This window comes from Streptomyces sp. NBC_00647 (assembly GCF_045207245.1).
In the GTDB taxonomy this organism is placed as follows: Bacteria; Actinomycetota; Actinomycetes; order Streptomycetales; family Streptomycetaceae; genus Streptomyces.
Genome location: NZ_CP109040.1, coordinates 8,745,337 through 8,769,300, shown reverse-complemented (window position 1 = coordinate 8,769,300; position 23,964 = coordinate 8,745,337). Strand labels below are relative to the sequence as shown.

Sequence of the window (23,964 nt, the reverse complement as noted above, 5' to 3'; positions counted from 1 at the left end):
CCCCTACCAGGTCACGGGGAGTTCGAGCATCCCCTGGATCGTGTCGCCGGGCTTGAACGGGATGGCGTCGGCGGGAGCGGCGAGCCGCAGGCCGGGAAACCGGTCGAAGAGCGACAACAGCGCGATCTCCATCTCCGCCCGGGCGAGGTTCTGGCCGAGGCACTGATGGATGCCGAAGCCGAACGCGACATGGTGCCGTGCCGAGCGGTGCCAGTCCAGGGCGTCGGGCTCGGGGAAGGTGTGCTCGTCCCGGTTGATGACGGAGGTGGAGAAGACCACGCCCTCGTCGGCGCGGATCGTCTTCCCGGCCACCTCGATGTCCTCGGTCGCGACCCGCAGCAGCCCGTCCGCGATGGACAGGAACCGCAGCAACTCCTCGACGGCGGAGGGCATCAGGCCCGGCTCGGCCCGTAGTTCGGCGAGCTGCTCCGGATGCCCGAGCAGGGTGAAGGTGCCCAGCGAGATCATGTTCGCCGTCGTCTCGTGTCCGGCGACGAGCAGGATGGTGGCCAGCGAGATCAGCTCCTGCCGGTCGATCCTTCCCTCGCGGAGCTGATCGTGGATGAGCTCGTCGAGGAGTCCGTCCCCGGGGTCCTTCTCCTTGCGGTCGATCAACGAGGCGAAGTAGGAGTCCAGTTGGTCGCGGGCGTCCTCGCTGTCGGCCGCGGCCGGGCCGCGCAGCAGGCGGCGGGACTGAGCCTCGAAGAAGTCGTGGTCGCCGTAGGGGACGCCGAGGAGAGCGCAGATCACCATGGAGGGCACGGGGAGCGCGAAGTCGTTCACCAGCTCGGCCGGCGGGCCCTGTTCCGCCATCCGGTCGAGCAGCCGGTCGACGGTCACCTGGATCCGGGGGCGCAGCGCGCCGGTCCGCTTGAGGGTGAAACTCGGTACCAGCATGCGCCGTTGGACGTGATGCTCGGGGTCGTCGACGCCGAGCAGCGCGACCCGGCGCTTGCGCGAAGCCGCCAACCGCTCGGTGGTCGCCGGGAACGCGGGCAGCGTGCGGTCCGAGGACAGCCGAGGGTCGGCGAGGAGTTCGCGGGCGGCGCCATGCCCGGTCACCACCCAGACTCCACGCCCGTCGAACAGGGAGATCCGCGTGAGCGGACGCCCCTCGCGCAACGGCGCGTAGGCGGCGGGCGGGTGGTAGGGACACGTGCGGTCCTGCGGAAAGACGACCGGTGGAGATGCCTGGGCGACGGCGGGCCGGGGTCCGGCTGCCTCCGCTGCGGGAGACCGGGAAGCGGGCGGCCGGGACGCGGCGGCCTCCGCCGCGGGGCGCCGAGACGCGAAGGGCTCGGACGCGGAGGGCGGGGATGCCAGTGACTGAGACGTGGAGGACCGGGAGGTGGAGGGCAGGGACGTAGTGGGCTGAGACGTGGAGGACCGGGAAGTGGAGGGCTGAGGCGTGGGGGGCTGGGACGTGGGGGGCTGGGTCGGGCGGGCTTCTGTCATGCGTGACCTCGCAAGCGACGGTTCCCTCTTGCCGATCTTCATTAGATGCCCCAGGCACCTATAGGGCCACGCGAAGTTCGGCCAGATGAGCGGTTCGCGCGATCTGGCCGAAGCGCGGCGGGCTCGCCTCCCGTTGCCTCGCGTTTCCGCACCCGCCGCGGCACCGACACCGCGGGCGTGGCTCGATCTCCTCCAGAACACCCCTTCCGAAAATCGGTTGCGCGGCCACACCCGGTGGCCCGAGCATCGGCCCATGTTCACGATCGAAGCCTCCCTGCCGCCGACCTCCGCCGCCGTTCGTCCGGTGCGGGTCCAGCAGCAGCCCGGCCGACCGCGGAGGCCCGAGCTTCCCCGGTCGTGACCGCCGCGCTCGTCGCGGGGCTTCTCGCGGGCTATGGCATCGCCATGCCCGTCGGAGCGGTCGCGACCTATCTCGTCTCCCTCACCGCCCGTACGTCCCTGCGGATCGGCGCCTCGGCCGCGCTGGGCGTCGCGACGGCCGACGGACTGTACGCCCTCGTCGCCGCCCTCGGCGGTACGGCGCTCGCGGCCGGGCTCCAGCCGTTCCTGCTCCCGCTGCGCTGGACCTCCGTGCTGGTCCTCGCCGCGCTGGCGGTCCGCGGTGCGATCGGCGCGGTCCGCCAGTACCGCGAGCGGCGGCTCCCCGTGCGTGCCGGGCAGGATCCCCCGCACCCGGCCCGCGCCTACCTGGCGCTGCTGGGGATCACCCTGCTGAACCCCACCACGGTCGTCTACTTCGCCGCCCTGGTGCTCGGCAGCCGGACGGCCGAGGCCGTACGCCCTCTGGAGCAGGGGGTGTTCGTCCTCGCCGCGTTCGTGGCGTCCGCGAGCTGGCAGCTCCTGATCGCCGGAGGCGGCGCATTGCTCGGCCGGACTCTGACGGGTCACCGGGGACGGCTGGTGACGGGACTCGCGTCGAGCGCCGTGATCATGCTGCTGGCCGTACGCGTGCTCGTGGCCCGGCCGTGAGGTCCCGTCGCCTGTCACATTCCCGCGCCGGGCTCCGTCTCGACGCGACCATCAAGGAGCCGGCGGGGCGACCTGAGGCTGAACCGGTTCCGGGGCGGCGACACGCCGGGCGCCCGCCCGGCGCGCGGAGCCACGCGGGGCAGCGGTGCGGAAGATTCGCGTCCGTACTGGTGTTGAATCATGCCGAGACACGACCATTCCGACGCGACGATGGGACGGAAGTCATGCCACTTGAGGGCGAGTACGAGCCCAGCCCCACGCAGTGGGTGCGGGAACAGGTGGAGTTGTACGAGGGTTCCGGCGGGACCAAGGGCACGACGCTGATGGACACCGGGATGCCCGTCATCATTCTCACCACGCGCGGCGCCAAGAGCGGCAAGATCCGCAAGACCCCGCTGATGCGCGTCGAGCACGACGGACGGTACGCGGTGGTCGCCTCCCTGGGCGGCGCTCCCAAGCACCCGGTCTGGTACCACAACGTCACGTCCGATCCTCGCGTCGAGCTCCAGGACGGGCCCGAGCGCAAGGCGTTCACGGCCAGGGAGATCACCGGCGACGAGAAGGCCCGGTGGTGGGAGCGCGCGGTCGCCGCGTATCCCCCGTACGCCGACTACCAGAAGAAGACCGACCGGGAGATCCCCGTCTTCGTACTGGAGCCGACCGACTGACCTCGGCCGCCCCGACCGACTGCGGCGGCCCCGGCCGACCGGCACCGGCGCCCCGGCGGGCACCGATCGCTCCCGGATTCCACGCGATCGGTGTGCATGAGCCGCCGGGCGTCGGGCACCCGTACGTCAGGCCCCGCCGCGTCCCCCCGTCGCGGCGGGGCTTCCCGCTGTCGCGTCGTCGGCCCCCGCACGGTCGCTGGCCCCGGTCTCGCCGCGGCGGGCGGCGGCTCGCGCCGCCCGGGCGTCGGTCACGTCGAGGAAGATCTGGTCGGCCTCGGGGAAGGTGTGGGCCACGGAGCGCTTGATGCGCACGGCGACATCCTCGACCTCCTCGCTGTCGAGCCCCGGGACGAGGTCGATCCGGGCGGCCACCAGTGTCGAGCCGAGACCCAGCTCCATGGTCAGCAGCGCCTCGACGCTGTCGATCTCCGGCTGCGCCTTCAGCAGTTCACGGATCCGGCCGCTCTGCTCCTCGTCGACGGCCCGCCCGATGAGCTGGTCGCGCGCGTCGCGGCCCAGCCAGAAGGCGACGAGCACGAGCAGCAGCCCGATGGCGAAGGAGGCGGAGGCCTCCCACACGACCTGGCCCGTGACCATGTGGAGCACCATGCCGATGATCGCTAGGGTCACGCCGAGAACCGCGGTGCCGTCCTCCGCGACGACCGTCCGCAGGGCCGGGTCACGCATGCCGTCGCCGTCCTTGCCGCGTACCTGGAAGAGTGCCCTCAGCAGCGAGGCGCCCTCCGCGAGCAGGGCCACGCCGAGCACCGCGATCCCCGCCATATAGCCGCTGAAGGACTCCTCGGCGCCGTTCCGGAGCGCCTCGAAACCCTGGAAGAAGGAGAAGCAGCCGCCCATGACGAAGATGCCGACGGCCGCGAGCAGGGACCAGAAGAACCGTTCCTTGCCGTAGCCGAAAGGGTGCCTGCGATCGGCGGGGCGGCGGCTGCGGCGGAGCGCGGTCAGCAGGAACACCTCGTTCAGGCTGTCCGCCACGGAGTGTGCGGCCTCCGAGAGCAGCGCGGGCGATCCCGCGAACAGGCCGCCGACCGCCTTGGCGACGGCGATCAGCAGATTGGCGCCCAGCGCCACCCATACGGTGACCCGGGTTCTGTTGTCCGCCCCGTCCTCCTTGTCCTTCGTCCGCTGGTTCTCGTCCGGCCGTTCCTTCGTGTCATCGCCACTCACTCCGGCCGGTTTCCCCTGCCCTCGCGCCTCACACCGCAAGGACGGAGGGAATCGGGGGCCGCACATCGGGCACTCTTACCGGATCGGAGCAGGCCGTCGCACACCCGCGGCCTCGGGAGCGAAGAAGGAGCCCCAGGTGTCCAAGAAGCAGAAGAAGCGCAAGCTGTCCCTGGCCTACAAGCCGGTCGGTTTCGTACTGAGCTGGGCGGGAGGCTCCCTCGCCGGACTCGCCTTCCAGAAGGCCTGGATGGCGATACGCCACGAGGAAGACGCACCCGACGCCCTGGACAAGGAGCGCGGTTGGGGTGAGGTGCTGCTCGCCGCCGCCCTCCAGGGCGCGATCTTCGCCGTCGTGCGCAGCGCGGTGGACCGCACGGGCGCGAAGGCGATCGAGCGCTCCACGGGCGTGTGGCCCTCCCCGGACAAGTCCGGCCGCGACTGAGGAGGTACGCGTTCAAGCTCTCGTCGCCGCGTTCGCCGAGGGCCGGCCCCGCTTCGGCGGGAAACCCGCGGGCGAGTCCCTCCTCGGCGCGCCGGCTGTGGTAGCCGTAGCCGGTGGGGGCCGGGCTCCAGGTGCCGTGGTCGGCCGTGAGGATCTTGCCGACCTGCGCGGTGCCACTGACGCCCGGTGCGGTCGTCGCCTTCGGGGCGGCGCCGGCGATCACTCCGGTGAACAGGGGGCCTCACGCAATTCGGCCTCCGTCTGCTCAGCTCATCGCCGGGGGCTGGATCGGCCGCTCCGGGCGTCCGCCCTCTTCGCTCCCGTCGGCCGCGGGAAGCCCGCGCCGCTTCTCGTGGCGCAGCGCGACGCCGGTGGCCACGGCTCCCATTCCCTCCCACAGGCCCACGCCCAGGAAGCCGTCCGGGGCACGGCCGCCGAGTACCGCGAGCGTGAAGACCGTGCAGGTCAGCAGCCGGAAGGGGACGGTCCAGCGGAAGAAGGCCCTCCAGTCGGAGAGGGAGGCCAGCACGTAGTACACGCCCATGTTCAGCGCCGCCATGGACGAGGCGGTCAGGAAGACCAACGTGTAGTCGTCGTGGGCGCGTTCGGGTCCCGCGTCCGGCGCGAAGCCCATGAGCGAGAGCAGGGTCTCCGGAGCGATCAGCCCCAGTGCCCCCATGGCGGCGGCGAGAAGGCCGAAGACCGCGATGGTCCAGCCCGACAGGGAGCGGGGCAGGATCTGCATGGGCCCTCCGAGTGTGAAAGAACGCCGTGGATTCTCCCCGTGCGTCCCGCGGGGGACGAGCCCGGCACCGGATCGGTCGAGGGGCACCCCGAGCGCGCGGGCGAGGTCGTTCGCATGAGGTGAGCAGACCCGCGGCCGTCATGGATCCGCGAGCCGGCAGGGTCTGCGATGTCTGCCAAGATTACGGCAACCCCGTTGCGCGGTAGCGGTGTTCACCACGACACCGGTGCGGCCCGGTGCGGACCGGCCGGACCTGCTCGCCGCGCGCTACGGCGCGGCCGTGAAGGACCGGCGGTAGGAGCGGGGCGGTACTCCCCTGCGTCGGACGAACTGTTCGCGCAGGACGGCCGCGCTTCCGTATCCGACGCGGCGGGCGATCTCCTCCACCGGGAGGTCCGTGGTCTCCAGGAGTTCCTCGGCGCTGCTCAGACGCAGGCTCCGCAGCCAGGCGTGGGGGGTGGTGCCGGTCGCGGCGGTGAAGCGGCGGGCGAAGGAGCGCTTGCTCATCACGGCGCGCCGGGCCAACTCCGCGACGGGAAGCGGTTCGTGGAGGTTCTCGCGGGCCCACGCGAGAACCTCGGCCAGTCGCTCGTCGCCGCAGTCCTCGGGGGCGGGGGCGGCCAGGTACTGCGCCTGCCCGCCGTCGCGGTGGGACGGCAGGACCACGTCCCTGGCGACGGCATTGGCCATCGCGGCTCCGTGCTCGCGCCGCAGCAGGTGCAGGCACAGGTCGAAGCCCGCGGCGGCTCCCGCGCCCGTGAGGATGCGCCCTTCGTCGATGTAGAGGGCGTCGGGTTCGACGGTCGTGCCGGGGTGGCGGCGGGCGAGCAGGTCGGCGAACCGCCAGTGGGTGGTGGCCCGTCGGCCGTCGAGCAGTCCGGCGGCGGCGAGCGCGAAGGCGCCGACGCAGTGCGCCGCGACCAGCGAGCCGCGCCCGTGTGCGTCCGACAGCGCGTCGAGCACGGCGGGAGCGGGTGGTGTGCGGAAGTCGGCCCAGGGCAGGGCGATCACGAGATCGGCGGAGGCGAGCCTGTCCAGGCCGTGTGTGACGGTGAGCGGTATGCCCACGTCGGTGGGGACGGGGCCAGGCCGGTCGGTGCACAGGGTGAAATCGAAGCCGGGCAGTGTCGCGCCGTGCGGTCCGAAGACCTCGGCGACGATACCGACGGCGAGCATGCCGACGCCCGGCGGGGCGTACGCGGCCACGGTGGCGAAGGGAGGCATGCGGGAAGTGTGGCACGAATCCTGCGATCAGCGGCAGATGTGCCACTCGTGGGCGGTCCGCCGTCCCGGAATGATCGAAGCCATGACAGACGCACCGCTCGGCCGCGACGCCGTGTACACGATCCTGACCACCGGCTACACGGGCTCCACCGGCCCGGGGGTCGCCGCCACCGTCTCCTACGTCTTCGACGCGGGCCGGCATGTGATCTTCGACCCGGGCATGGTGGCGAGCCGCGACCGAATCCTCGCCCCGCTCGCGGAGTTGGGACTCGGCCCCGACGACATCACCGACGTGGTGCTCAGTCACCACCACCCGGACAACACCATGAACGTGGGCCTGTTCGGGCGGGCCCGTGTGCACGACCACAAGGTGGAGTACCTCGGCGATCAGTGGAGGAACCGGGACGCGGAGGGGTACGACCTCACGCCGTCGCTGCGTCTGATCCGCACACCGGGCCACAGTCCGGAGGACATCACGCTGCTGGCCGGTACGGACTCGGGTGTGGTCGCCTTCGCCGGCGATCTGTGGTGGGACGCGAACGGCCCGGCGGACGACCCCGTGGCCCCCGACCGTGACGTGTTGCGCGCCTCCCGGCTCCGGGTGCTGGATGCCGCGGACCTGATCGTGCCGGGCCACGGCGGCCCGTTCGAGGCCGACGACACCACGCCGCGCTGACCGGGAACGGTCCCCGCCCGGGCGCGCAGCTCCGCCGATCGGCGGCGACATGAACGTGGTGAGCCGGTCGGCGTCGTGGACCGGCAGCCCGCGTGCCGTGATGTGGGGCACGCGGGCTGTCCCCGGCCCCGCCGGCCGGGAGGACCACGTCCGTGACACCGGCGGAGGGAGCCGGGGAGTCCGGCCGGGCGGTCAGCCCTGCTTGGGTGCGGTCGAGCGGGTGCACCGCAGGGTGAAGGAGTGCCCGGCCGGGTCGGCGTAGCCGCGTTCCTCGTAGGGGCCGGACGCGTCCTTGGTCTCCAGTGCCCGCCCGCCCAGGCCGATCACCACGAGCTCCACCGTGTCGAGGTCGTCGACGTGGAAGTCGATGTGGGCCTGGAAGGCGTTCTCGGGACGCGGCCAGCTGGGCGGTGTGGCGTTCCCGTCCCGGCGGAAGGCCATGCGCATGCCGTCGGTGCCCTTGATCTCGACGCGGTTCGCGCTCGTGTGCGTGTCCTCGGCGTCGAGCAGTTCCTTGTAGAAGGCGGCGAGCTTCTCGGGCTCGGCGCAGTCCAGCACCACGACGGCTGCCGTGACCAGTGCCATGTTTCCTCCGAAGGGAGTTCCGGGAGGGCGCGGCGACCGGACGGCCGCCGCTTGTGCGTATCCGCCGCCCTGCCGTCCCGGGTTACCCCGTCCGGGCGATTCAGTCGGCCTCGAGTGCCCGTAGGGTGCCGTCGATCACGACCACGTCCCGGGTCGGCCCGCGGCCGAGCCGTACCGTGCCGGTCGCGCGGGACTCAGTGTGACGCGCCGGAGGCGTGTGACGGGCCGGAGGCGTGTGACGGGCCGGAGGCGTGTGACGGGCCGGGCGGGTGCGACGGGGTTCCCGACGGGTTCCCGCCTGCCGTGATCTCGGCGAGCCGGGCCGCCGCCGCGCTCAGCAGCATGTCGAGTGCCGTCGGATACGCGCTGCGCCGCATGTCGCGCACGAGGTGGACGGACGTCGCCGCGATGTTGGGGTGGCTGTCCGCCGGCAGCCGGGCGTACATCGCCCGCCACACGCCGGCCTCGGCCTCGCGCGCGGCCCGGGGCAGGGCGACACTCGCGGCGTCCAGGGCCGCGAACGCGAGCGCCTGGTCGACGAAGGCGTGGTAGATCCGTACGGCCTCGGGGTCGGGGAATCCGGCGCCGCGCAGCACGCCGATGATCGCCTCCACCGCCTCGATCTCGTGGACGCGGCCGGTCACGCGGTAGGAGCTGAGGACGGCGGCCTGTGGATGGGCGAGGGAGCCGGAGTGCACGCGCAGGCCGAGGTCCCTGAGGTCGGCGCGCCAGTCCCCCGTGGGGTGCCAGGTGCGCAGGGTCCGGCCGATCAGCTCGTCGGCGATGGCGAGCAGCAGGTCGTCGGTGTCGCGGAAGTAGCGGTACAGGGCGCTGGGGTCGGCGCCGAGAGCGAGGCCGAGGCGGCGGACGGTGAGTGCGTCGGCGCCGTGTTCCTTGAGCAGGCGCAGGGCGGTCTCGACGATCAGTTCCTCGGAGAGGACGACGCCGGTCTTGGTGGGGCGTCTGCGCCGCCGGGCGGCGGGCGGGACGACGCGGTCGTTCGTGGACGTCATGGGGTCTCCCTCCGGTGCGGGCACCTTATGTCAACAGCGTTGACCTGTTAAGGCCCCGGGCAGTTTCATTTCCGGTCATCGGGCCGGAATCAGGCCCCGGGTGCGATCGGAGCTGGTCATGACGCAGAAGCCGTACGGTGTGGACCCCCCGTCCTTGCGCAGGACTCTCGGCGTCGCGGACGGTGTGGCCATCGCCGCCTCCAGTACGGCGGCGACGACCAGCATCGGCATCGGCCTGGGGGTGACCGCCGGGGTGGTCGGGCTGCATCTGCCCGCGATCATGCTGCTGGCCTTTCTGCCCATCCTCGGGATCGCGGGCGCCTTCACCCGGCTGAACCGGGTCGAGCCGAACGCGGGCAACGGCTATGTGTGGGTGGGCCGTTCCCTCAGTCCCTGGCTGGGGTTCCTGGTCGGCTGGGTGAGCATCGTGGCCACGGTGGCGTTCCTCGCGTACACGACGGCGGTGACCGGTTCGGCGATGATCCAGCTCGCCGGCGAGGCGGGGCTGCACACGGTGGCGGGCCTGGTGCTCGATCCGGGTTCGACCGCCCAGACCACGGCCGTGGGCATTCTGGTCCTGGTCGCCGTCACCCTGACCGCGGTGACCGGGGTCAAGACCGCCGCGCGGCTCCAGAGCGGGCTGCTGGTCTTCGAGTACGTCGTCCTGCTGGGCTTTTGCGGATACGGCATCGTCACCGGCCCGCACCCCTTCAGCCTGAGCTGGTTCGACCCGTTCCAGATCCCCTCGGCGACGGCGCTGGCGCAGGGGCTGCTGCTGTCGGTGTTCTGTTACTGGGGCTTCGAGGCGGCGTTCACCGTGAACGAGGAGGTGCGCGATCCGCGGGACGCCTCGCGGGCCGGGACCATCACGCTGGTGACCATGCTCGGGCTCTTCCTGCTCGGCTCCGTGGCATTCCAACGGGTGCTTTCCGAGGACGAGTTGGCCGGACACGGCGCGGAGGGGCTGGCCTTCCTCGGCAACCGGCTCGCCGACCAGCCGCTGGCCGCGCTGCCGCTGGTGGCGCTGATGTTCTCGGCGGTCGCCTCGCTGCAGGCCGGCGTGATCCCGACCGCGCGCGGGATGTTCGCGATGAGCCGGGACCGTACGCTCGGGCCCGTGTGGTCCAGGGTCAGCGCCCGTTACGGGACTCCGGCGGTCGGCACGCTGCTGATCGGCGCGATGGCGGTCGTCGTGGCCACCCTCTCCCTGGTGATCCCCCGGCTCGCCGACATGATCATGGCCACGGTCAACGCCGTCGGGATCGTCGTGGCGCTGTCGTACGCGCTCATCGCCCTCGCGGCGGCCGCGCGGTTCCGCGGACTGCTCCGCGAGGACTGGCGGGAGGGGATACGCGCGGTCGTCCTTCCCACCCTGAGCGCCGTGGCGCTGCTCGGCCTCGGCGGCTATCTCGCCTGGTCCTTCTACACCTCGACCGATCACTTCGAGGTGAGCGCGGACAACGGCTGGTTCCTGCTGCTGGCTCCCACCGTCATGATCGTCTCGGGTTTCGCGGCCGCCGCGTGGGCCAAGTGGGCCCGCAAGTCCCCGTACTTCACCACCGGACGGGGAACCGACGCCGACGCGCCCCAGCTCCTGGCCACCCCCAACTGAGCACCTCAGGCCACCCCGACCAAGGAAACGGAACCATGCACGCTGACCTTCTCTTCACCGGCGGCCCGGTGTTCACCCCCGAGGGCCGCACCGCGACCGCGGTGGCCGTCACCGGCGAGCGGATCACCGCCGTCGGAAACTCCGAGGTCCATGAACTGATCGGCCCGGGCACCGAGGTCGTCGACCTGGCCGGGCGGCTCCTGCTGCCCGGGTTCCAGGACGCGCACGTCCATCCGGTGCCCGCGGGCCTGGAACTCACCCAGTGCGATCTGACCGGCGCGAAGACGGCCGAGGACACCGTGGCGGCCGTCCGCGCGTACGCCGACGCCCACCCCGAACGGGAGTGGATCACCGGCGGCGGCTGGTCCATGGAGGCCTTCGTGGGCGGCACGCCGACCAGGGAGCTGCTGGACGCGGTCGTGCCGGACCGGCCGGTGTACCTGCCCAACCGGGACCACCACGGGGCCTGGGTCAACAGCCGCGCCCTCGAGATCGCCGGGGTCACCCGGGACACCCCCGACCCGGCGGACGGACGGTTCGAGCGGGACGCCTCGGGCGAGCCCACCGGCATGCTGCAGGAAGGGGCCATGCAGTCCGTCGGCCGGCTCACCCCCGCGGCCACGTCCGCCGACCGGCTCGCCGCGCTGCTGCACGCCCAGCGGCATCTGCACGCGCTCGGCATCACCGCCTGGCAGGACGCGATCGTCGGCACCTTCCTGGGCATGGAGGATCCCTCCGAGGCGTACATGACGGCGGCCCGCGAAGGGTCCCTGACCGCTCGGGTGGTCGGCGCCCTGTGGTGGGACCGCGCGCGGGGTGCCGAGCAGATTCCCGAACTCGTCGAGCGGCGGGCCGCGTTGAACCACGGCCGGTTCAGGGCGACCAGCGTCAAGCTGATGCTGGACGGCGTCGCCGAGAACGGCACCGCCTCCCTGATCGACCCCTACCTCGACAAGTGCGGCTGCGCCACGGCCAATCGGGGCAAGAGCTTCATCGATCCCGCCCACCTGCCCTCGTACGTCACCGAGTTGGACGCGCTCGGGTTCCAGTGCCACTTCCACGCACTGGGCGACGGCGCCGTCCGCCACGCCCTCGACGCGGTCGAGGCGGCGCGCAAGGCGAACGGACCCAGCGACACGCGCCCTCATCTGGCCCATCTCCAGGTCGTACACCCCGACGACGTGCCGCGCTTCGCGCAGCTCGGCGCCACGGCGAACATCCAGCCGCTGTGGGCCGCGCACGAACCGCAGATGGACGAGCTGACCATCCCCTTCCTCGGGCCCGAACGCGCCGCCTGGCAGTACCCGTTCGGAGCGCTGCTGCGCTCCGGGGCGCGACTGGCTGCGGGCAGCGACTGGCCGGTCAGCAGCCCCGACCCGCTCCAGGGCATCCACGTCGCGGTCAACCGGGTGAGCCCGGACGAACCGGGGCCGGTGTTCCTGCCGGCCGAACGCATCGACCTGACGGCCGCGTTGACGGCGTACACCGCGGGAACGGCGTACGCCAACCATCTCGACGACACCGGGAGCGTGCGGGCGGGCGCCCTCGCGGATCTCGTCGTCCTGGACCGCGACCCCTTCGCGGGACCGCCGGAGGCGATCAAGGAGACCGGGGTCGCGCTCACCTATGTCGGAGGGGAGCGCGTGTACGCGGCGCCGGACGCCTGAACCACGCCGGCGCGAGGCACCTGAACCATCCGGTCGCAGAAGCTCGTACCCCGGCCCGGGACCGGGAGCTCGCCCCGGCCCGGCTCCGGGGGCTCATCCCGGAGCCGGGTACCGGGGGCTCACCCTGGCCGGCTGCCGGCTGCCGGCGGGTCACGACCTGCGGAGCATGCGATTGGCACCCGCGGCGGCCGTCGTCGCCAGGAGCCAGCCGAGGCATACGAGGACGGCGGCCGCCCACTGCAGTCCGCCGCGAGGACTGAACGCCTCCTCCTGCCCGAAGTCGACCAGTGGCAGCACCAGGTCGAAGGTGTAGATGGCGGCCTGGAAGTGAGGCGGCTTGGCCGGGTCGACCGCCTGCGGGGGCCAGCGCGTGAACATCAGGATTCCGCTGAACATGATCGCGCACAGCCACCACACGGCCCGCAGGGGACGGTAGCCGTAGCCGACGGTGAGGTCCTGAAGCCCGCTCCACACCCGCCCCGGCCACGCCAGGGTGGTGCGCCTGCGTCGTTGCTTGGCGAGCAGCACGGTGCGGGCGTCGGCGTCGTGCCCGTGCAGCCGGTAGGCCGCGGCGAGCTGCTCGTACGGCTGCGGGGTGAAGCCCTCCGGGTCGCGAGCGAGGAGCGGAAGCCGCTGGGCGGCGGGGAGTTGGGGGAGCAGGCTGTCGTAGACGACGCCTTCCAGCCGGGCGGCGTACGGCCAGGAGTCCGGCGCGCCGCGCAGTATGGTCAGCCGGGTGTGACTGAGGTCGACGACTCCGCGTATGGACTCGCGGGGAGTCAGGGCGAGTTCGGACGCCGTGGAGCGGCGGCAGGTGAGCGCGGGTGAGCCGGACGGCACGTCGATGGCGGCGTCCTGGAAACAGATGCGGCTGCGCACGGTGACGCTGCTGATGGTGATCCTGCCGCGGGCCGTGAACCCGTCGCAGCAGTTGAACACCGCGCCGATCGCAATGCCGTGGGCCCGCAGCGCCGGGCCGTGCTCGGCGGTCAGCGAGGCCTCCTCGAAGAGGGCGCCACCACCCACCTGGGCATCGCACAGATCGATGGTCCCCTCGGCGACGAGTCCGCCTCGGCAGTTCAGGTCCCCGCCGATGTGCAGCCTGTTGGCCTTGAGCGCCGTCCCGGCCGGGTTGATCAGTTCGGCGCGCTTGAGGACGACACTGCCCCGCACCGAGGTGTCGCGCAGGTCCGTGCAACCGTCCACGCGCAGCCCCGTGCCCGCCTGGATGTCCCCACCGACAGTGGCGCACAGCAATTGCAGCGCCCGTTCTCCGCGTCGCTCGCCGTGTCCCGTCAGGCGGCTGTTCTCGAGGTGCAGGGTGCCGCCGATCGAGGCGCCGTAAAGATCGATGGGCCCCTCGACACGGCAACCGGAGATCTCGCACTTCCAGCCGGTCGTGAGGCCCACGGCCGACAGGCCGGGCAGCACGCAGTCCCGTAACTCCAGGGCCCCCAAAGAGGCCCCGTCGAGGCACGGAACCTGTTCGAAACGGCAGTCGTGCAGGCGCAGGGTCCCCGCGACGAGAGCCTCGGCGAGATCGAGGCGGCCGGTGATCGTCACGCCCCTGAGCCGCAGCCGTGGCAGCTGTCCCGCCTCGGCCGTCGGCGGCGCCAGCAACAGCCCGCGTACGGCGGCCGCCCGCACCTCGCCCCGGTCCTCGAACCACTCCCCCCGCCGGAACGCGGCCCACATCTCCCGCTCGTTCCCGCTCCACCCACCCGGACCGAGGCTGCCCGCCACGTCAACTCCCCTTCCACTTCCACCAAAGGAACCGGGTGCATCGCTACCCCCGAGGCACCTGGGACAACCTGAGGCACGGCTATTTCCTGTACACCTGTCCATGTATAGTGGACACCTGTCCATGAAATAACGACGCGCAACGGAGCCTGCCGACGATGGAGACAGTCGCGAACGTGCTGGTGGGCCTGGTGGCCGCACTGCACGTGTACATCCTGGTGCTGGAGATGTTCCTGTGGGAGAAGAAGCCGGGGCGGGGGCTCCATGGATTCGACCCGCAGACGGCACGGGCGACCGCACCGCTCGCCGCGAACCAGGGGCTCTACAACGGCTTCCTGGCCGCGGGCCTGATCTGGGGCCTGATCGCCGCGGACCCGACCGGTCATGACACGCAGGTCTTCTTCCTGTCCTGCGTCGTGATCGCGGGCGTGTACGGATCGGTCACCGCCAACCGCCGCATCCTCTTCGCACAGGCCCTGCCGGGCGCGCTCGCCCTGGCCGCCGTCCTCGTCGCCGGATGACGCCCGACGACCCGCGCGCCGCCCGGACCCGCGCCAGACTGCGACTGGCCCTGCTGGAGGAGTGCGCCGAGCATCCACTGGAGGAGATCGGCGTCGCCGCGCTGGTACGGCGGGCCGGGGTCGGCCGGGCCACCTTCTACGTGCACTACGCCGACCTGGAGGCGCTGGCGGTCGACGCGTGCGCCGATGTCGTACGGGAGGCCGTGGAGGCGCTGCACGCCTGGCGCGGACGGCCCGACCCGGTGTCCGCGCCTCCCGCCCTGCGCGCCTTCTTCACCGAACTCGCCCCGCACACAGGTCTCTACCGCGCCCTGCTCAGCCCGGGCGGCGGTGGCCCGCTGGGCCGCGTGCTCCACCATGACCTGCGAGCCCGCAGCCTCGCCGAACGGACCCTCGCCGGCGCACCGGACGCCCCCCTCGTCGCCTCCGCGGTCGCCGCCACCTTCGCGGGCGTCCTGGCGGACTGGCTGCACGGCCTGCTGGAGGGCACCCCGGACGCCGTAGCCGACCAGGTCTGGCAACTGCTCGTGACGCTGCACATGAGCCGGTGACACCTCGGGTCAGGAGCCGCTGAGGCCGGGGACTTCGCGCGACAGCTCCTCGACCCGCCGGTCGGCCATGTCCTGCCGTCCGTCGAGACACTTCGCATGACGGGTCGGCGGGCCTCAACGCTGTTGCCGGCCCGCTCGGCCACCTCGGCGGGGCCGACACCCGCGTCGGGCCGGCGCTTCGGGACGGGCCGCCCAGCCCCTCGGAGCCGACCCCTCCACGCCGCCGGCCGCGGACCGACGTGCACCGGTCGACGAGTGGCCTCACCTGGTCGTATACGATCCCCGGCCATGAAAGCGTTCGATCTCAATGGAGTCCCCTCCAGAGACTGCGCGATCTCGGTCGACTGTGGCTCTCTGCCGCCCGAAGGCTCCTGGAGGCGCCCGATGCACACCTTCGTTTTCCTGCTGCGGAGCACGCTGGGCCTTGGCGGCGGTCTGGTGTTCATGTGGGAGCTGAACCGCCAGGCTTCGGGCCCGGGCTGGAGGAAGCCGCGGGTCTTCGCCGCGGTGGCCGTTGTCCTGCTCGCCGGGCTGCTGGCCATCTAGAGACCGCCGGCCGACGCGCCCGTCCCGTACCGGTTCGGCCGGAACCAGCGGGCTTACCCAACGGGCCGTTCCTGAGGGTGCGATCGGCTCGGTGCCGCAACTCCACCCCCGGGTTGTCGGCGCTGACCGCATACCGGGCCGGTGTGTATCCGTCAGTAGTCAGTAAGATCCACGATCACATCGCAGTTCGGATCGCTCGAAGGTCGATGCAGATGCTCGTTCGCCAAGAAGGCGGGGGAAGCCATGGCCCCGAGCAGGCCGGGCCCCGTATGGCTGATCAGCACGTCCACACCGTATGTACGGTCCCGCTCGGGTGAACGGAAATAGAGGCGCATACCGTCGTCACCCGTGATGACCGCGCCGATGAGCAGCGGTTTCCACGACACATGCGTCGTGATGAAGGAGCGGACGAGATCGAGTAGGCGGGCCGTGGCCGCCTGCTCGATGCCTGGCTCAGGAGAGTTCACAGCCTGTCCCATGTACGGCACTACGGGCATCGGAGCACCACAGGCAGTCCCCGACATGAGCGAGGCTGCTTCTCGTATGCCTCACGCCACAGCCGTGCCACATGGTGCCATCAACGACGGCTCGACGCAGTCGAGATGCCCGGTTCACCTGGGCTGTCGTTTCAGCTGGAGTGACCTGAGGACCTGCGCCGCCGACCACGTCTGCCCCTACAAGGCAGTGACCCCTCTGCCCCCTACAGAGTCTTGCCATGAAGCCACGCAGCTACGTCGAGGACTCGCAGCACGCTGATGTCCTCGCCGATCTCTGCCAAGTCCCGAACATCTTCGAGCCAGGACGCCAGTGCCCCTTGGTCACGGCGAAGCTCGGTCCGCACGTCGGACCAGAACGTCAAGTCCTGTGCTGGACGCTCGAACACCTTCTTGACCACTGAGTCATAGACAGGCAGAAGGCGCGGGCGCTTGCGGGCGAGCAACTTGCCGGCACCGACCGGGCCAATGCCGTCGACCTCACACAGGCGTGTCCACAACGTCCATGCCGGACTCCCTTGAGCCACGTGTCCCGGCGCCGCATCGACCAACTCGGTATCCGAGGGGATTTCGGACAACAAGCCGTTGAAGTAGGCGGACTCGACCGGCTCCAGGACATGCAGGATTGCTCGCGCGGGAATGTTGACGCTGAGCATGGCCACGGCAACGAAATCCTCAGCCGTGAAGTGGTCGACCACCTCTCGACGGTCCCCGCCGCCTCCGAGCCTCTCGAACCTCGCGCCCGTGTACGCCGGCGATCCTTCGGGGAGGGTGGCCCAGTAGCGCCTCAGCAGGTCGGCGACGTACACCCGGTCCCGCAGAGCGACCGGCATCTTCAGGTTCATGGGGTCTCCCCGCGGCTGACTGCGACTGCCCACCTGGGGCACGGCACGACGTCGAGGGTGGCACGTGGGACCGATGATTCGGCGGAAAACAAAGAAGGCCGACCGCCTCTTTCTGACATCACGAGGTCGCCGCCGGACGACAGCGCATCAGGGCGGACCGGCCAGAACGCCGCGTAGGTCGGACGAGTGGGCTGCCGCGGGCCGCACAAAGCCTTGAGCGGACCTACAAAGCCGCGCTTGAGGCAAGGTATTCGTGTGCTTCTCCGGCTGGCCCCAGCTCAAGCCTTCCGGCCCGGTTGATCTCAACTGGCAGACGATTGAACCGGAATGAACAACCTGACAATGGTTGCTTGAGGAGCGTCAAGAGCGAACCACTCGGCCAATCGTGTCAACCACCGCTGCCGTGGAAGCACGCACGCGCGCTGCTCGGGCAGCCAAGTCTGCTTCATCAGCGGCGTAGTGCAGTTTGAAGGAGGCGTCAGTCAATTCTGCGAGCCGCTCGCGTATCTCCGCATTGTCCGTGAGCAGTTGCACGTCGACCAAAGCTGCGATCACTCCCGAGCGGGCCTCCAGGGCGGCGGCCTCTGCTGCCTCCTTCTCGGGATCAGCAGCATCGCGTTTCCCCCACCGGTTGTACTGGAGACGGCGGAACGCTGTCTCGCAGGCGAGTAGACGAGCAGTCGCCTGGCGCAGTTCACGCCGTGTCTCAGCATGGAGCGCACCAGCATGGAGTCGTTCGGCTGCACGGGTCTGGAGGACATGCGAGACCACGACGCCCAGCAGGGTTCCCACGACCGCGACAACAGCCGTCAAGGACTCCACCTCGTGGCCTCCCTCCCCCTGAGCAACTGGTCTCTGCCTGCCCAACAGGACGCCTGCCCAAAGCTGCGCGACCCGCTCGAACCGGCCGATCGTTGTGCAATGGCTTCGTCACCGCAGCCGAGCCCGACCAGTCAACGTATGACTGCGGACCGGACAACGGACATCGGTGTTGGAGTACAAGTAACCAGGCCATACAGCAGCTACGGGCGGAGGACCCCAGCTTCCCAGGCCGAGAATCCTCGGCCGAAGGGCTGTTGCCAGTTCCCCGGCGCGCTGCCGGTCCCAGGGAGCTATTTGCACCCGAGGCCGGGCTTCGCCGCCGGCCAGGCCTCCACCCCGTCGGACGTCCGGACGTACGCCGTGGACCTGTCCGGTGTCAGCCAGAGTTTCCAGTCGTGGTAGCGGTAGCCGGTGTCTCGCGCGTCCGCCGGCATGCGGACGTCTCCGTCGTAGGCGGCGGTCAGCACCTCGCCGTCGAAGACCCCGCGCGGATCGCGCACGTACAGCCGGCCGCGGTCGCCCAGGTCGAGGAAGTGCGCGCTCTGCCAGTCGCAGTGCTCCGCGCCGACCGAGCTGGTCACCACGGTGGTCGGCACCCGGTGGCCGTCCCGGTCCGTCCAGATCTCGTCCCCCCGCGCCTCGGTGTAGCTCGCCGGGAACTCCGAGGGATCGCAGGACGCGCTGGTCTCCGGGCCCCAACCCGGGCGCCCTGGCTGGTCCTTGGCGACGACGACGGCGACCTTGGTCCGGCCCTCGACGTCGTACGAGAACAGGACGCGGTCCCCTTCCTCGCGCTCGACCCGGTAGCCCTGCTCCGGCAGGTCGGGCTGGGAGATGTCGAAGTACGCGTTCAGCCCCTCCTCCGGGGTCGAACCGCCGTCACCCTTGCTCCACGTGTCGCCCGCGCCGCCCATGTAGATCGCGCCGTCGCACTCCAGTGCCTGTCCGGCCGAACCCGACGTCTTCTTCGCCCCCCGTTCGCCGCCGTCCGAGCTCTCCTTGTACGGCAGGTCCAGCGGCCCGGCGTACGGAGTGGCGGGCGAGGTGCCCTTGACCACCAGGCCGTCGCGCTCCCCCGCGCCGCACCCCACCGCCGCCAGCCCCACCAGCACCAAGGCCGCCACGTTCCCCTTGCGCATCCCCACCCCTGTTCCTCCGAACCCTGTTCCCGACCGTCGTTCGTGCTCCTACGACGCGCGGGTGCGGACGAACGTTCGCCGGTCAGCGCGCGGCCTGGAACGTCCGCCGGTACGCCTGCGGGGAGACGCCGATCGTCGCGTGCAGGTGCTGGCGCAGCGAGGCCCCCGTCGCGAAGCCGACCTCGCCCGCGATCCGGTCCACCGACAGATCGCTGGCCTCGAGCAGATGACGGGCCCGGGCGACCCGCTGCTGGATGAGCCAGCGGCCGGGGCTCAGACCGACCTCGTCGCCGAAGCGGCGGGCGAAGGTGCGCAGGCTCATCCCGGCGTGATCGGCGAGCTCGGTCAGGGTCAGCGGGTCGCCCAGGCGCGTCAGCGCCCAGTCGCGAGTGGCGGCGGTGCTCGCCGTCGAGGGCTCCGGAACGGGCTGCTCGATGTACTGCGCCTGGCCGCCCTCGCGCAGCGGCGGGACCACGCAGCGCCGGGCCACCCTGTTGGCCAGTTCGCTGCCGTGGTCCCGGCGGACGATGTGCAGGCAGATGTCGATGCCGGACGCGGCGCCGGCCGAGGTGAGGATCTCGCCGTCGTCGACGAACAGGACGTCAGGGTCCAGGTCGACCCGGGGGAAGCTGCGCCGGAACTCGTCCGCCACACACCAGTGCGTGGTCGCCCGGCGCCCGTCCAGCAGCCCGGCGGCGGCCAGCACGAACGCGCCCGTGCAGATGGAGACGATGCGGGTGCCCGGGCGGATGTACGCGAGGGCGGCGGCGACCTCGCCGGTGAGGCCGGTGGTGATCGCCGCCGGGGTGACCGCCGCGATCACCACCGTGTCCGCCGTGGCCAGGACCTCGGGACCGTGGTCGACCGTGACGGAGAAATCGGCGTCCGTGCGGACCGGTCCTCCGTCGACGGTGCAGGTCACCACCTCGTACCGGCCTTCCGCCGCGCCGAAGATCCGGCTGGGCATACCCAGCTCGAAGGGATAGACGCCGTCGAGCGCCAGGACCACGACCCGCTCCACATGCTGCATGGCACGATCTTATCGAAGGTTGGCAATTCTGCCATTTCCCGAGAAGGCGCACCCCGGCAGGCTGGTTCACCATGAGCACTGTGAACACGATGCGAGCCATCGGCCAGAACGTCCTCGGCGGCCCCGAGGTCCTCGAGGAAGTAACCATGGAGCGGCCCGCGCCGCGAGCGAACGAGATCCTGGTCCGGGTACGGGCCGCCGGGGTCAACCCGACCGACTGGAAGCACCGCGCGACGGGCGGGTTCCTCGGCGAGCCGCCCTTCGTCCTCGGCTGGGACGTCTCCGGCACGGTCGAGGCCACCGGGATCGGCGTCGCCCACGTCAAGCCCGGGGACGAGGTCTTCGGCATGCTGCCCTACCCCTACGGCCACGGCTCGCACGCCGAGTACGTGACCGGTCCCGGCCGCGCCTTCACCCTGAAGCCGTCGGCACTCGACCACACGCAGGCCGCCGCGCTCCCGCTGGTCTCCCTGACCGCGTGGCAGGCGCTGACCGAACGGGCCGAGGTGCGGTCCGGGCAGCGGGTGCTGATCCACGCGGCGGCCGGCGGGGTCGGCCACGTGGCCGTGCAGATCGCGAAGGCGCTCGGCGCGTATGTGATCGGCACCGCGAGCGCCGGCAAGCACGACTATCTGCGGTCCATCGGCGTGGACGAGCCGATCGACTACACCGCCGTCGACTTCGCCGAGGCCGTACGCGATGTCGACGTCGTACTGGACACGATCGGCGGCGAGACCGGAGTCCGCTCGCTGCGCGTGCTGCGCCCGGGCGGCGTGGTCGTCTCCATCCTGCCGGTCGGGACCGACGAGTTCTACGACGAGGCCGAGCGGCTCGGGGTCCGGGCGGTACGGATGCTCGTCGATGCCGACCAGGCCGGGATGAGGGCGGTCGCCGACCTCATCGAGAAGGGTGCGCTGCGCCCCACGATCGCCGAGACCTTCCCGCTGGCCGAGGCCGCCAAGGCACACGCGCTGGGCGACACCGGCCGGACCACCGGGAAGCTCGTGCTGGTCGTCGACTGACGGCCGGGACCGCGCGCGTCGACTGTCGGCTGACGCGCGGGACTCCGCGCGCCGAGTCGGCCGACTCACCCGTGCACAGTCGGCCAACTCGCCGCGCACAGCGGAGACATATGTCAATCGAACATGCTGAAATTCACTCCAACGAGGGTAACTTGCAGAGCGAGGAACGCTTTTGCACCCACCGGTGCCCTGGGGCCGTGTCTAGGATCACTTGACGTGACGTCACCCCGGCCCCCGGTGACCCTGACCCCCGCGTTCGGGGGCAGGTCGACTGCCGGTTGGAGGTGATGTCCGCGTGGTGAGCGACCCCGCACCGTGTTCCGGGTATCTGCGTATCCATCATGACCGCGGTCATGTGGTGCTGGAGTTGCACGGGGAGATCGATCTGCTCGCGACGACGGAGATCACCTCGCTCCTGGACTCGGCCACCTCGGGCCCGGCACCGCAGGTCGTGATCGACCTGCGGTGCGTCGAGTTCTTCGACTGCTCGGGCCTGCGGCTGCTGTACCGCGCCAGACGCCGCGTCCTCGCCCGCGACGGCCGGCTGGGCCTGGTCTGCACCCATCCGCTGACCCTCCGCATGCTCCGGGTGACCGGACTTACGCGGATCCTGCCGCCCTCGGCCTCGCTGGAGGAGGCGCTGAGCCCCTCGGAGGCCGCGGAGGCACCGGAGGCCACGTCGGACGCGTACTGAGAGCGCCGGGACCCCGCCGCCTACGCGCGGATCTTCGTGACCTGCCCGGCGCCGACCGTCCTGCCACCCTCGCGGATGGCGAACTTCAGCCCCTCCTCCATCGCGATCGGCTGGATCAACTCCACCTCCATGGTGGTGTTGTCGCCCGGCATGACCATCTCCGTGCCCCTGGGCAGGGTCACGACTCCGGTCACATCCGTCGTGCGGAAGTAGAACTGTGGGCGGTAGTTGTCGAAGAACGGGGTGTGCCGGCCGCCCTCGTCCTTGGAGAGGATGTAGGCGCGCGCCTCGAACCGGGTGTGCGGGGTCACGGAGCCGGGCTTGATGACGACCTGCCCCCGCTCCACGTCCTCGCGCCTCACTCCCCGCAGCAGCAACCCGACGTTCTCGCCCGCCCGGCCCTCGTCGAGGAGCTTTCGGAACATCTCGACGCCGGTGACGGTGGTCCGCGTCTTCTGCTCGTGGATGCCGATGATCTCGACCTCGCTGTTCACCTTCAGCACCCCGCGCTCGATCCGGCCGGTGACGACCGTGCCGCGGCCCGTGATGGTGAAGACGTCCTCGATCGGCAGCAGGAACGGCCGGTCCACATCACGCACCGGTTCCGGCACGAACGCGTCGACGGCCGCGAGGAGTTCGAGGATCGACGCGCTCCACTCCGGGTCGCCCTCGAGCGCCTTCAGCGCGGACACCCGGACGACCGGGACGTCGTCGCCCGGAAACTCGTACTCCGTGAGCAGCTCACGCACTTCGAGCTCGACGAGCTCCAGGATCTCCTCGTCGTCCACCATGTCGGTCTTGTTCAGCGCGACCACGATGTACGGGACGCCCACCTGCCGGGCCAGCAGGACGTGTTCCTTGGTCTGCGGCATCGGGCCGTCGGTCGCCGCGACCACGAGGATCGCGCCGTCCATCTGCGCGGCGCCCGTGATCATGTTCTTGATGTAGTCCGCGTGACCGGGGCAGTCCACGTGCGCGTAGTGCCGGTTCTCCGTCTGGTACTCGACGTGGGCGATCGAGATCGTGATGCCGCGCTGTCGCTCCTCGGGCGCCTTGTCGATCTGATCGAACGGCGTGTACGGGTTCAGGCCGGGGAAACGGTCGTGCAGCACCTTGGTGATGGCCGCCGTCAGTGTCGTCTTGCCGTGGTCGATGTGCCCGATGGTGCCGATGTTCACATGGGGCTTGGTCCGCTCGAATTTCGCCTTGGCCACTGCGAGCCCTCCTGATCACCTGGGTGACGCCGAGCGTTGCTCCGCGGCTTCCCGGCCGGGCACGGCAGCCGCTCCTGGTGACCGAGCGGACGGGAGGGAAGTTCCGCTCCCTCCTGTCTATTGGTTCTGCGGCGCGTCGAACAGAGCGCTGACGGACTCACCGTTGTGAATGCGCCGCACCGCCTCGGCGAGCGCCGGGGCGATGGACAGGACGCTCAGCTTCTCGGTGTGCTCCTCGGCCGGGATCGGCACGGTGTTCGTGCAGACGATCTCCAGCACGTCGGGCTGTTCGCTGAGCCGCTTGAGCGCGCCCGCCGCGAACAGCCCGTGGGTGCACGCGACCCGGATCGACCGCGGCCCCAACTCACGCAGCCGCTCCAGGAGTTCGAGGACCGTGCTGCCCTTGGCGATCTCGTCGTCCAGCACGATGACATCGCGTCCGGCGATCTCACCGATGACGGAGCTGATGCTCACCCGGTCGTCGGCGAACCGCTGCTTGGCGCCGGCGGCCACCTGGGCACCGATCAGCCGCGCGAACGCCGCGGCCTCCTTGGCGTTGCCGAGGTCCGGCGAGACCACCGTCGTACGCGACAGGTCGTTGGACCGGAAGTGCGCGGCCAGCTCGCGCAGGGCGTGCAGATGGTCGACCGGCACCGAGAAGAAGCCGTGGACCTGCGGGGAGTGCAGGGTCATCGCGAGGACACGGCTCGCACCGGCCGCGACCAGCAGATCCGCCACGAGCCGACCGCCCATGGAGATCCGCGGCATGTCCTTCTTGTCCGAACGTGCGTACGAATAATGAGGCATCACCACGGTGATCCGCCCGGCGGAGGCACCGCGCGCCGCGTCGCACATCATCAGCAGCTCGACGAGGTGCTCCTGCACCGGAGTGACCAGCGGCTGCACCAGGAAGACATCACGCTCGCGGCAGTTGGCCTGGAGCTGGACCTCCAGGCAGTCATTGGCGAACCGGCTGACGCGGGTCGGGCTGAGCGGCACACCGAGATGCGCGCAGAGCTCGGCCGCCAGCTCGGGATGGGCACTACCGCTGAACACGGCGATGTCACGCACGACCGCTCCT

25 protein-coding genes are annotated in these 23,964 nt (G+C 70.9%); 11 read left to right on the top strand and 14 right to left on the bottom strand.

The window, feature by feature from the left end; all coding sequences use genetic code 11:
• Positions 1-3 precede the first annotated feature (3 nt).
• Positions 4-1,122 carry a cytochrome P450 gene (locus tag OG788_RS38455; protein ID WP_406375594.1) on the bottom strand — a complete coding sequence of 373 codons (1,119 nt, stop codon included), beginning with the start codon at positions 1,120-1,122 and terminating at the stop codon, positions 4-6.
• Positions 1,123-1,812: 690 nt separating this feature from the next.
• Between OG788_RS38455 and OG788_RS38450 the strand changes: the two genes are divergently transcribed.
• Positions 1,813-2,445 carry a LysE family transporter gene (locus tag OG788_RS38450; RefSeq protein WP_351538151.1) on the top strand — a complete coding sequence of 211 codons (633 nt, stop codon included), beginning with the start codon at positions 1,813-1,815 and terminating at the stop codon, positions 2,443-2,445.
• Between the two features lie 224 nt (positions 2,446-2,669).
• Complete coding sequence (locus tag OG788_RS38445) at positions 2,670-3,113, top strand: nitroreductase family deazaflavin-dependent oxidoreductase (RefSeq protein WP_406375593.1); 444 nt, start codon at positions 2,670-2,672, stop codon at positions 3,111-3,113.
• Between the two features lie 126 nt (positions 3,114-3,239).
• Here OG788_RS38445 and OG788_RS38440 read toward each other — a convergent pair whose 3' ends face one another.
• Positions 3,240-4,367 (bottom strand): cation diffusion facilitator family transporter, encoded by a 1,128-nt coding sequence (locus OG788_RS38440; RefSeq protein WP_406375592.1) that lies wholly within the window; start codon positions 4,365-4,367, stop codon positions 3,240-3,242.
• A gap of 70 nt (positions 4,368-4,437) precedes the next feature.
• Between OG788_RS38440 and OG788_RS38435 the strand changes: the two genes are divergently transcribed.
• Positions 4,438-4,743 carry a DUF4235 domain-containing protein gene (locus tag OG788_RS38435; protein ID WP_351538132.1) on the top strand — a complete coding sequence of 102 codons (306 nt, stop codon included), beginning with the start codon at positions 4,438-4,440 and terminating at the stop codon, positions 4,741-4,743.
• 265 nt (positions 4,744-5,008) lie between these two features.
• On the opposite strand, the gene OG788_RS38430 is transcribed toward OG788_RS38435, so the two are convergent.
• Both OG788_RS38430 and OG788_RS38425 read right to left on the bottom strand, forming a co-directional pair.
• Positions 5,009-5,488: a hypothetical protein gene (locus OG788_RS38430; protein ID WP_406375591.1), complete on the bottom strand. Its 480-nt coding sequence runs from the start codon at positions 5,486-5,488 to the stop codon at positions 5,009-5,011.
• Positions 5,489-5,755: 267 nt separating this feature from the next.
• A complete protein-coding gene (locus tag OG788_RS38425; RefSeq protein ID WP_351538126.1) occupies positions 5,756-6,712 on the bottom strand; it encodes a helix-turn-helix domain-containing protein in 957 nt (318 codons plus the stop codon).
• A gap of 82 nt (positions 6,713-6,794) precedes the next feature.
• On the opposite strand from OG788_RS38425, the gene OG788_RS38420 reads away from it, so the two are divergent.
• Entirely contained in the window at positions 6,795-7,388 is a 594-nt protein-coding gene (locus tag OG788_RS38420) for an MBL fold metallo-hydrolase (protein WP_406375590.1), read from the top strand.
• Positions 7,389-7,580: 192 nt separating this feature from the next.
• Here the strand turns inward: OG788_RS38420 and OG788_RS38415 are convergent, their stop codons facing one another.
• Entirely contained in the window at positions 7,581-7,973 is a 393-nt protein-coding gene (locus OG788_RS38415) for a VOC family protein (RefSeq protein ID WP_351538120.1), read from the bottom strand.
• 194 nt (positions 7,974-8,167) lie between these two features.
• A complete protein-coding gene (locus OG788_RS38410) occupies positions 8,168-8,986 on the bottom strand; it encodes a TetR/AcrR family transcriptional regulator (RefSeq protein ID WP_406375589.1) in 819 nt (272 codons plus the stop codon).
• A gap of 118 nt (positions 8,987-9,104) precedes the next feature.
• Between OG788_RS38410 and OG788_RS38405 the strand changes: the two genes are divergently transcribed.
• On the top strand, positions 9,105-10,598 hold the full coding sequence (locus OG788_RS38405) for an APC family permease (RefSeq protein WP_406375588.1): 1,494 nt from the start codon (positions 9,105-9,107) through the stop codon (positions 10,596-10,598).
• A gap of 35 nt (positions 10,599-10,633) precedes the next feature.
• On the top strand, positions 10,634-12,265 hold the full coding sequence (locus OG788_RS38400; RefSeq protein ID WP_406375587.1) for an amidohydrolase: 1,632 nt from the start codon (positions 10,634-10,636) through the stop codon (positions 12,263-12,265).
• A gap of 150 nt (positions 12,266-12,415) precedes the next feature.
• Here the strand turns inward: OG788_RS38400 and OG788_RS38395 are convergent, their stop codons facing one another.
• Positions 12,416-14,008, bottom strand: a complete 1,593-nt coding sequence (locus OG788_RS38395; RefSeq protein WP_406375586.1) for an oxidoreductase — start codon at positions 14,006-14,008, stop codon at positions 12,416-12,418.
• Between the two features lie 155 nt (positions 14,009-14,163).
• On the opposite strand from OG788_RS38395, the gene OG788_RS38390 reads away from it, so the two are divergent.
• The 3 genes from OG788_RS38390 (at position 14,164) to OG788_RS38380 (ending at position 15,623) form a co-directional block, all read left to right on the top strand.
• Positions 14,164-14,526: a DUF1304 domain-containing protein gene (locus OG788_RS38390; RefSeq protein ID WP_266764332.1), complete on the top strand. Its 363-nt coding sequence runs from the start codon at positions 14,164-14,166 to the stop codon at positions 14,524-14,526.
• The gene (locus OG788_RS38385; protein WP_406375585.1) at positions 14,523-15,077 is read left to right on the top strand and encodes a TetR/AcrR family transcriptional regulator; all 555 of its coding nucleotides are present in this window, start codon (positions 14,523-14,525) and stop codon (positions 15,075-15,077) included. Before OG788_RS38390 ends, OG788_RS38385 begins: the two co-directional genes overlap by 4 nt.
• 384 nt (positions 15,078-15,461) lie before the next feature.
• Positions 15,462-15,623: a hypothetical protein gene (locus OG788_RS38380; RefSeq protein WP_406375584.1), complete on the top strand. Its 162-nt coding sequence runs from the start codon at positions 15,462-15,464 to the stop codon at positions 15,621-15,623.
• A 152-nt stretch (positions 15,624-15,775) separates the two neighbouring features.
• On the opposite strand, the gene OG788_RS38375 is transcribed toward OG788_RS38380, so the two are convergent.
• The 5 genes from OG788_RS38375 to OG788_RS38355 form a co-directional block, all read right to left on the bottom strand.
• Positions 15,776-16,102, bottom strand: coding sequence for a hypothetical protein (locus OG788_RS38375; protein WP_406375583.1), 327 nt, complete (start codon positions 16,100-16,102; stop codon positions 15,776-15,778).
• A gap of 221 nt (positions 16,103-16,323) precedes the next feature.
• Entirely contained in the window at positions 16,324-16,962 is a 639-nt protein-coding gene (locus tag OG788_RS38370) for a DUF6308 family protein (RefSeq protein ID WP_406375582.1), read from the bottom strand.
• A gap of 360 nt (positions 16,963-17,322) precedes the next feature.
• On the bottom strand, positions 17,323-17,775 hold the full coding sequence (locus OG788_RS38365; protein ID WP_406375581.1) for a hypothetical protein: 453 nt from the start codon (positions 17,773-17,775) through the stop codon (positions 17,323-17,325).
• A gap of 299 nt (positions 17,776-18,074) precedes the next feature.
• On the bottom strand, positions 18,075-18,923 hold the full coding sequence (locus tag OG788_RS38360; RefSeq protein WP_406375580.1) for a hypothetical protein: 849 nt from the start codon (positions 18,921-18,923) through the stop codon (positions 18,075-18,077).
• Between the two features lie 82 nt (positions 18,924-19,005).
• Positions 19,006-19,953, bottom strand: a complete 948-nt coding sequence (locus tag OG788_RS38355) for a GlxA family transcriptional regulator (protein ID WP_406375579.1) — start codon at positions 19,951-19,953, stop codon at positions 19,006-19,008.
• 71 nt (positions 19,954-20,024) lie between these two features.
• On the opposite strand from OG788_RS38355, the gene OG788_RS38350 reads away from it, so the two are divergent.
• Entirely contained in the window at positions 20,025-20,975 is a 951-nt protein-coding gene (locus tag OG788_RS38350; RefSeq protein ID WP_406375578.1) for an NADP-dependent oxidoreductase, read from the top strand.
• A 295-nt stretch (positions 20,976-21,270) separates the two neighbouring features.
• Positions 21,271-21,669 carry an anti-sigma factor antagonist gene (locus tag OG788_RS38345; RefSeq protein ID WP_406375577.1) on the top strand — a complete coding sequence of 133 codons (399 nt, stop codon included), beginning with the start codon at positions 21,271-21,273 and terminating at the stop codon, positions 21,667-21,669.
• Positions 21,670-21,689: 20 nt separating this feature from the next.
• Here OG788_RS38345 and tuf read toward each other — a convergent pair whose 3' ends face one another.
• Both tuf and OG788_RS38335 read right to left on the bottom strand, forming a co-directional pair.
• Positions 21,690-22,883 carry an elongation factor Tu gene (gene tuf / locus OG788_RS38340; protein ID WP_406375576.1) on the bottom strand — a complete coding sequence of 398 codons (1,194 nt, stop codon included), beginning with the start codon at positions 22,881-22,883 and terminating at the stop codon, positions 21,690-21,692.
• Positions 22,884-23,000: 117 nt separating this feature from the next.
• Positions 23,001-23,954, bottom strand: a complete 954-nt coding sequence (locus tag OG788_RS38335) for a ribose-phosphate pyrophosphokinase (protein WP_266764322.1) — start codon at positions 23,952-23,954, stop codon at positions 23,001-23,003.
• Between the last annotated feature and the right edge of the window lie 10 nt (positions 23,955-23,964).

Excerpts from the sequence above, each read along its gene's own strand:
- OG788_RS38430 (WP_406375591.1), bottom strand. The coding sequence starts at position 5,488 with ATGCAGATCCTGCCCCGCTCCCTGTCGGGCTGGACCATCGCGGTCTTC.
- OG788_RS38380 (WP_406375584.1), top strand. The coding sequence starts at position 15,462 with ATGCACACCTTCGTTTTCCTGCTGCGGAGCACGCTGGGCCTTGGCGGC.
- OG788_RS38420 (WP_406375590.1), top strand. The coding sequence starts at position 6,795 with ATGACAGACGCACCGCTCGGCCGCGACGCCGTGTACACGATCCTGACC.
- OG788_RS38375 (WP_406375583.1), bottom strand. The coding sequence starts at position 16,102 with ATGGGACAGGCTGTGAACTCTCCTGAGCCAGGCATCGAGCAGGCGGCC.
- OG788_RS38370 (WP_406375582.1), bottom strand. The coding sequence starts at position 16,962 with ATGAACCTGAAGATGCCGGTCGCTCTGCGGGACCGGGTGTACGTCGCC.
- OG788_RS38390 (WP_266764332.1), top strand. The coding sequence starts at position 14,164 with ATGGAGACAGTCGCGAACGTGCTGGTGGGCCTGGTGGCCGCACTGCAC.
- OG788_RS38360 (WP_406375580.1), bottom strand. The coding sequence starts at position 18,923 with ATGCGCAAGGGGAACGTGGCGGCCTTGGTGCTGGTGGGGCTGGCGGCG.
- OG788_RS38415 (WP_351538120.1), bottom strand. The coding sequence starts at position 7,973 with ATGGCACTGGTCACGGCAGCCGTCGTGGTGCTGGACTGCGCCGAGCCC.
- OG788_RS38350 (WP_406375578.1), top strand. The coding sequence starts at position 20,025 with ATGAGCACTGTGAACACGATGCGAGCCATCGGCCAGAACGTCCTCGGC.
- OG788_RS38445 (WP_406375593.1), top strand. The coding sequence starts at position 2,670 with ATGCCACTTGAGGGCGAGTACGAGCCCAGCCCCACGCAGTGGGTGCGG.
- OG788_RS38405 (WP_406375588.1), top strand. The coding sequence starts at position 9,105 with ATGACGCAGAAGCCGTACGGTGTGGACCCCCCGTCCTTGCGCAGGACT.
- OG788_RS38355 (WP_406375579.1), bottom strand. The coding sequence starts at position 19,953 with ATGCAGCATGTGGAGCGGGTCGTGGTCCTGGCGCTCGACGGCGTCTAT.
- OG788_RS38410 (WP_406375589.1), bottom strand. The coding sequence starts at position 8,986 with ATGACGTCCACGAACGACCGCGTCGTCCCGCCCGCCGCCCGGCGGCGC.
- OG788_RS38400 (WP_406375587.1), top strand. The coding sequence starts at position 10,634 with ATGCACGCTGACCTTCTCTTCACCGGCGGCCCGGTGTTCACCCCCGAG.
- OG788_RS38440 (WP_406375592.1), bottom strand. The coding sequence starts at position 4,367 with ATGTGCGGCCCCCGATTCCCTCCGTCCTTGCGGTGTGAGGCGCGAGGG.
- OG788_RS38385 (WP_406375585.1), top strand. The coding sequence starts at position 14,523 with ATGACGCCCGACGACCCGCGCGCCGCCCGGACCCGCGCCAGACTGCGA.
- OG788_RS38425 (WP_351538126.1), bottom strand. The coding sequence starts at position 6,712 with ATGCCTCCCTTCGCCACCGTGGCCGCGTACGCCCCGCCGGGCGTCGGC.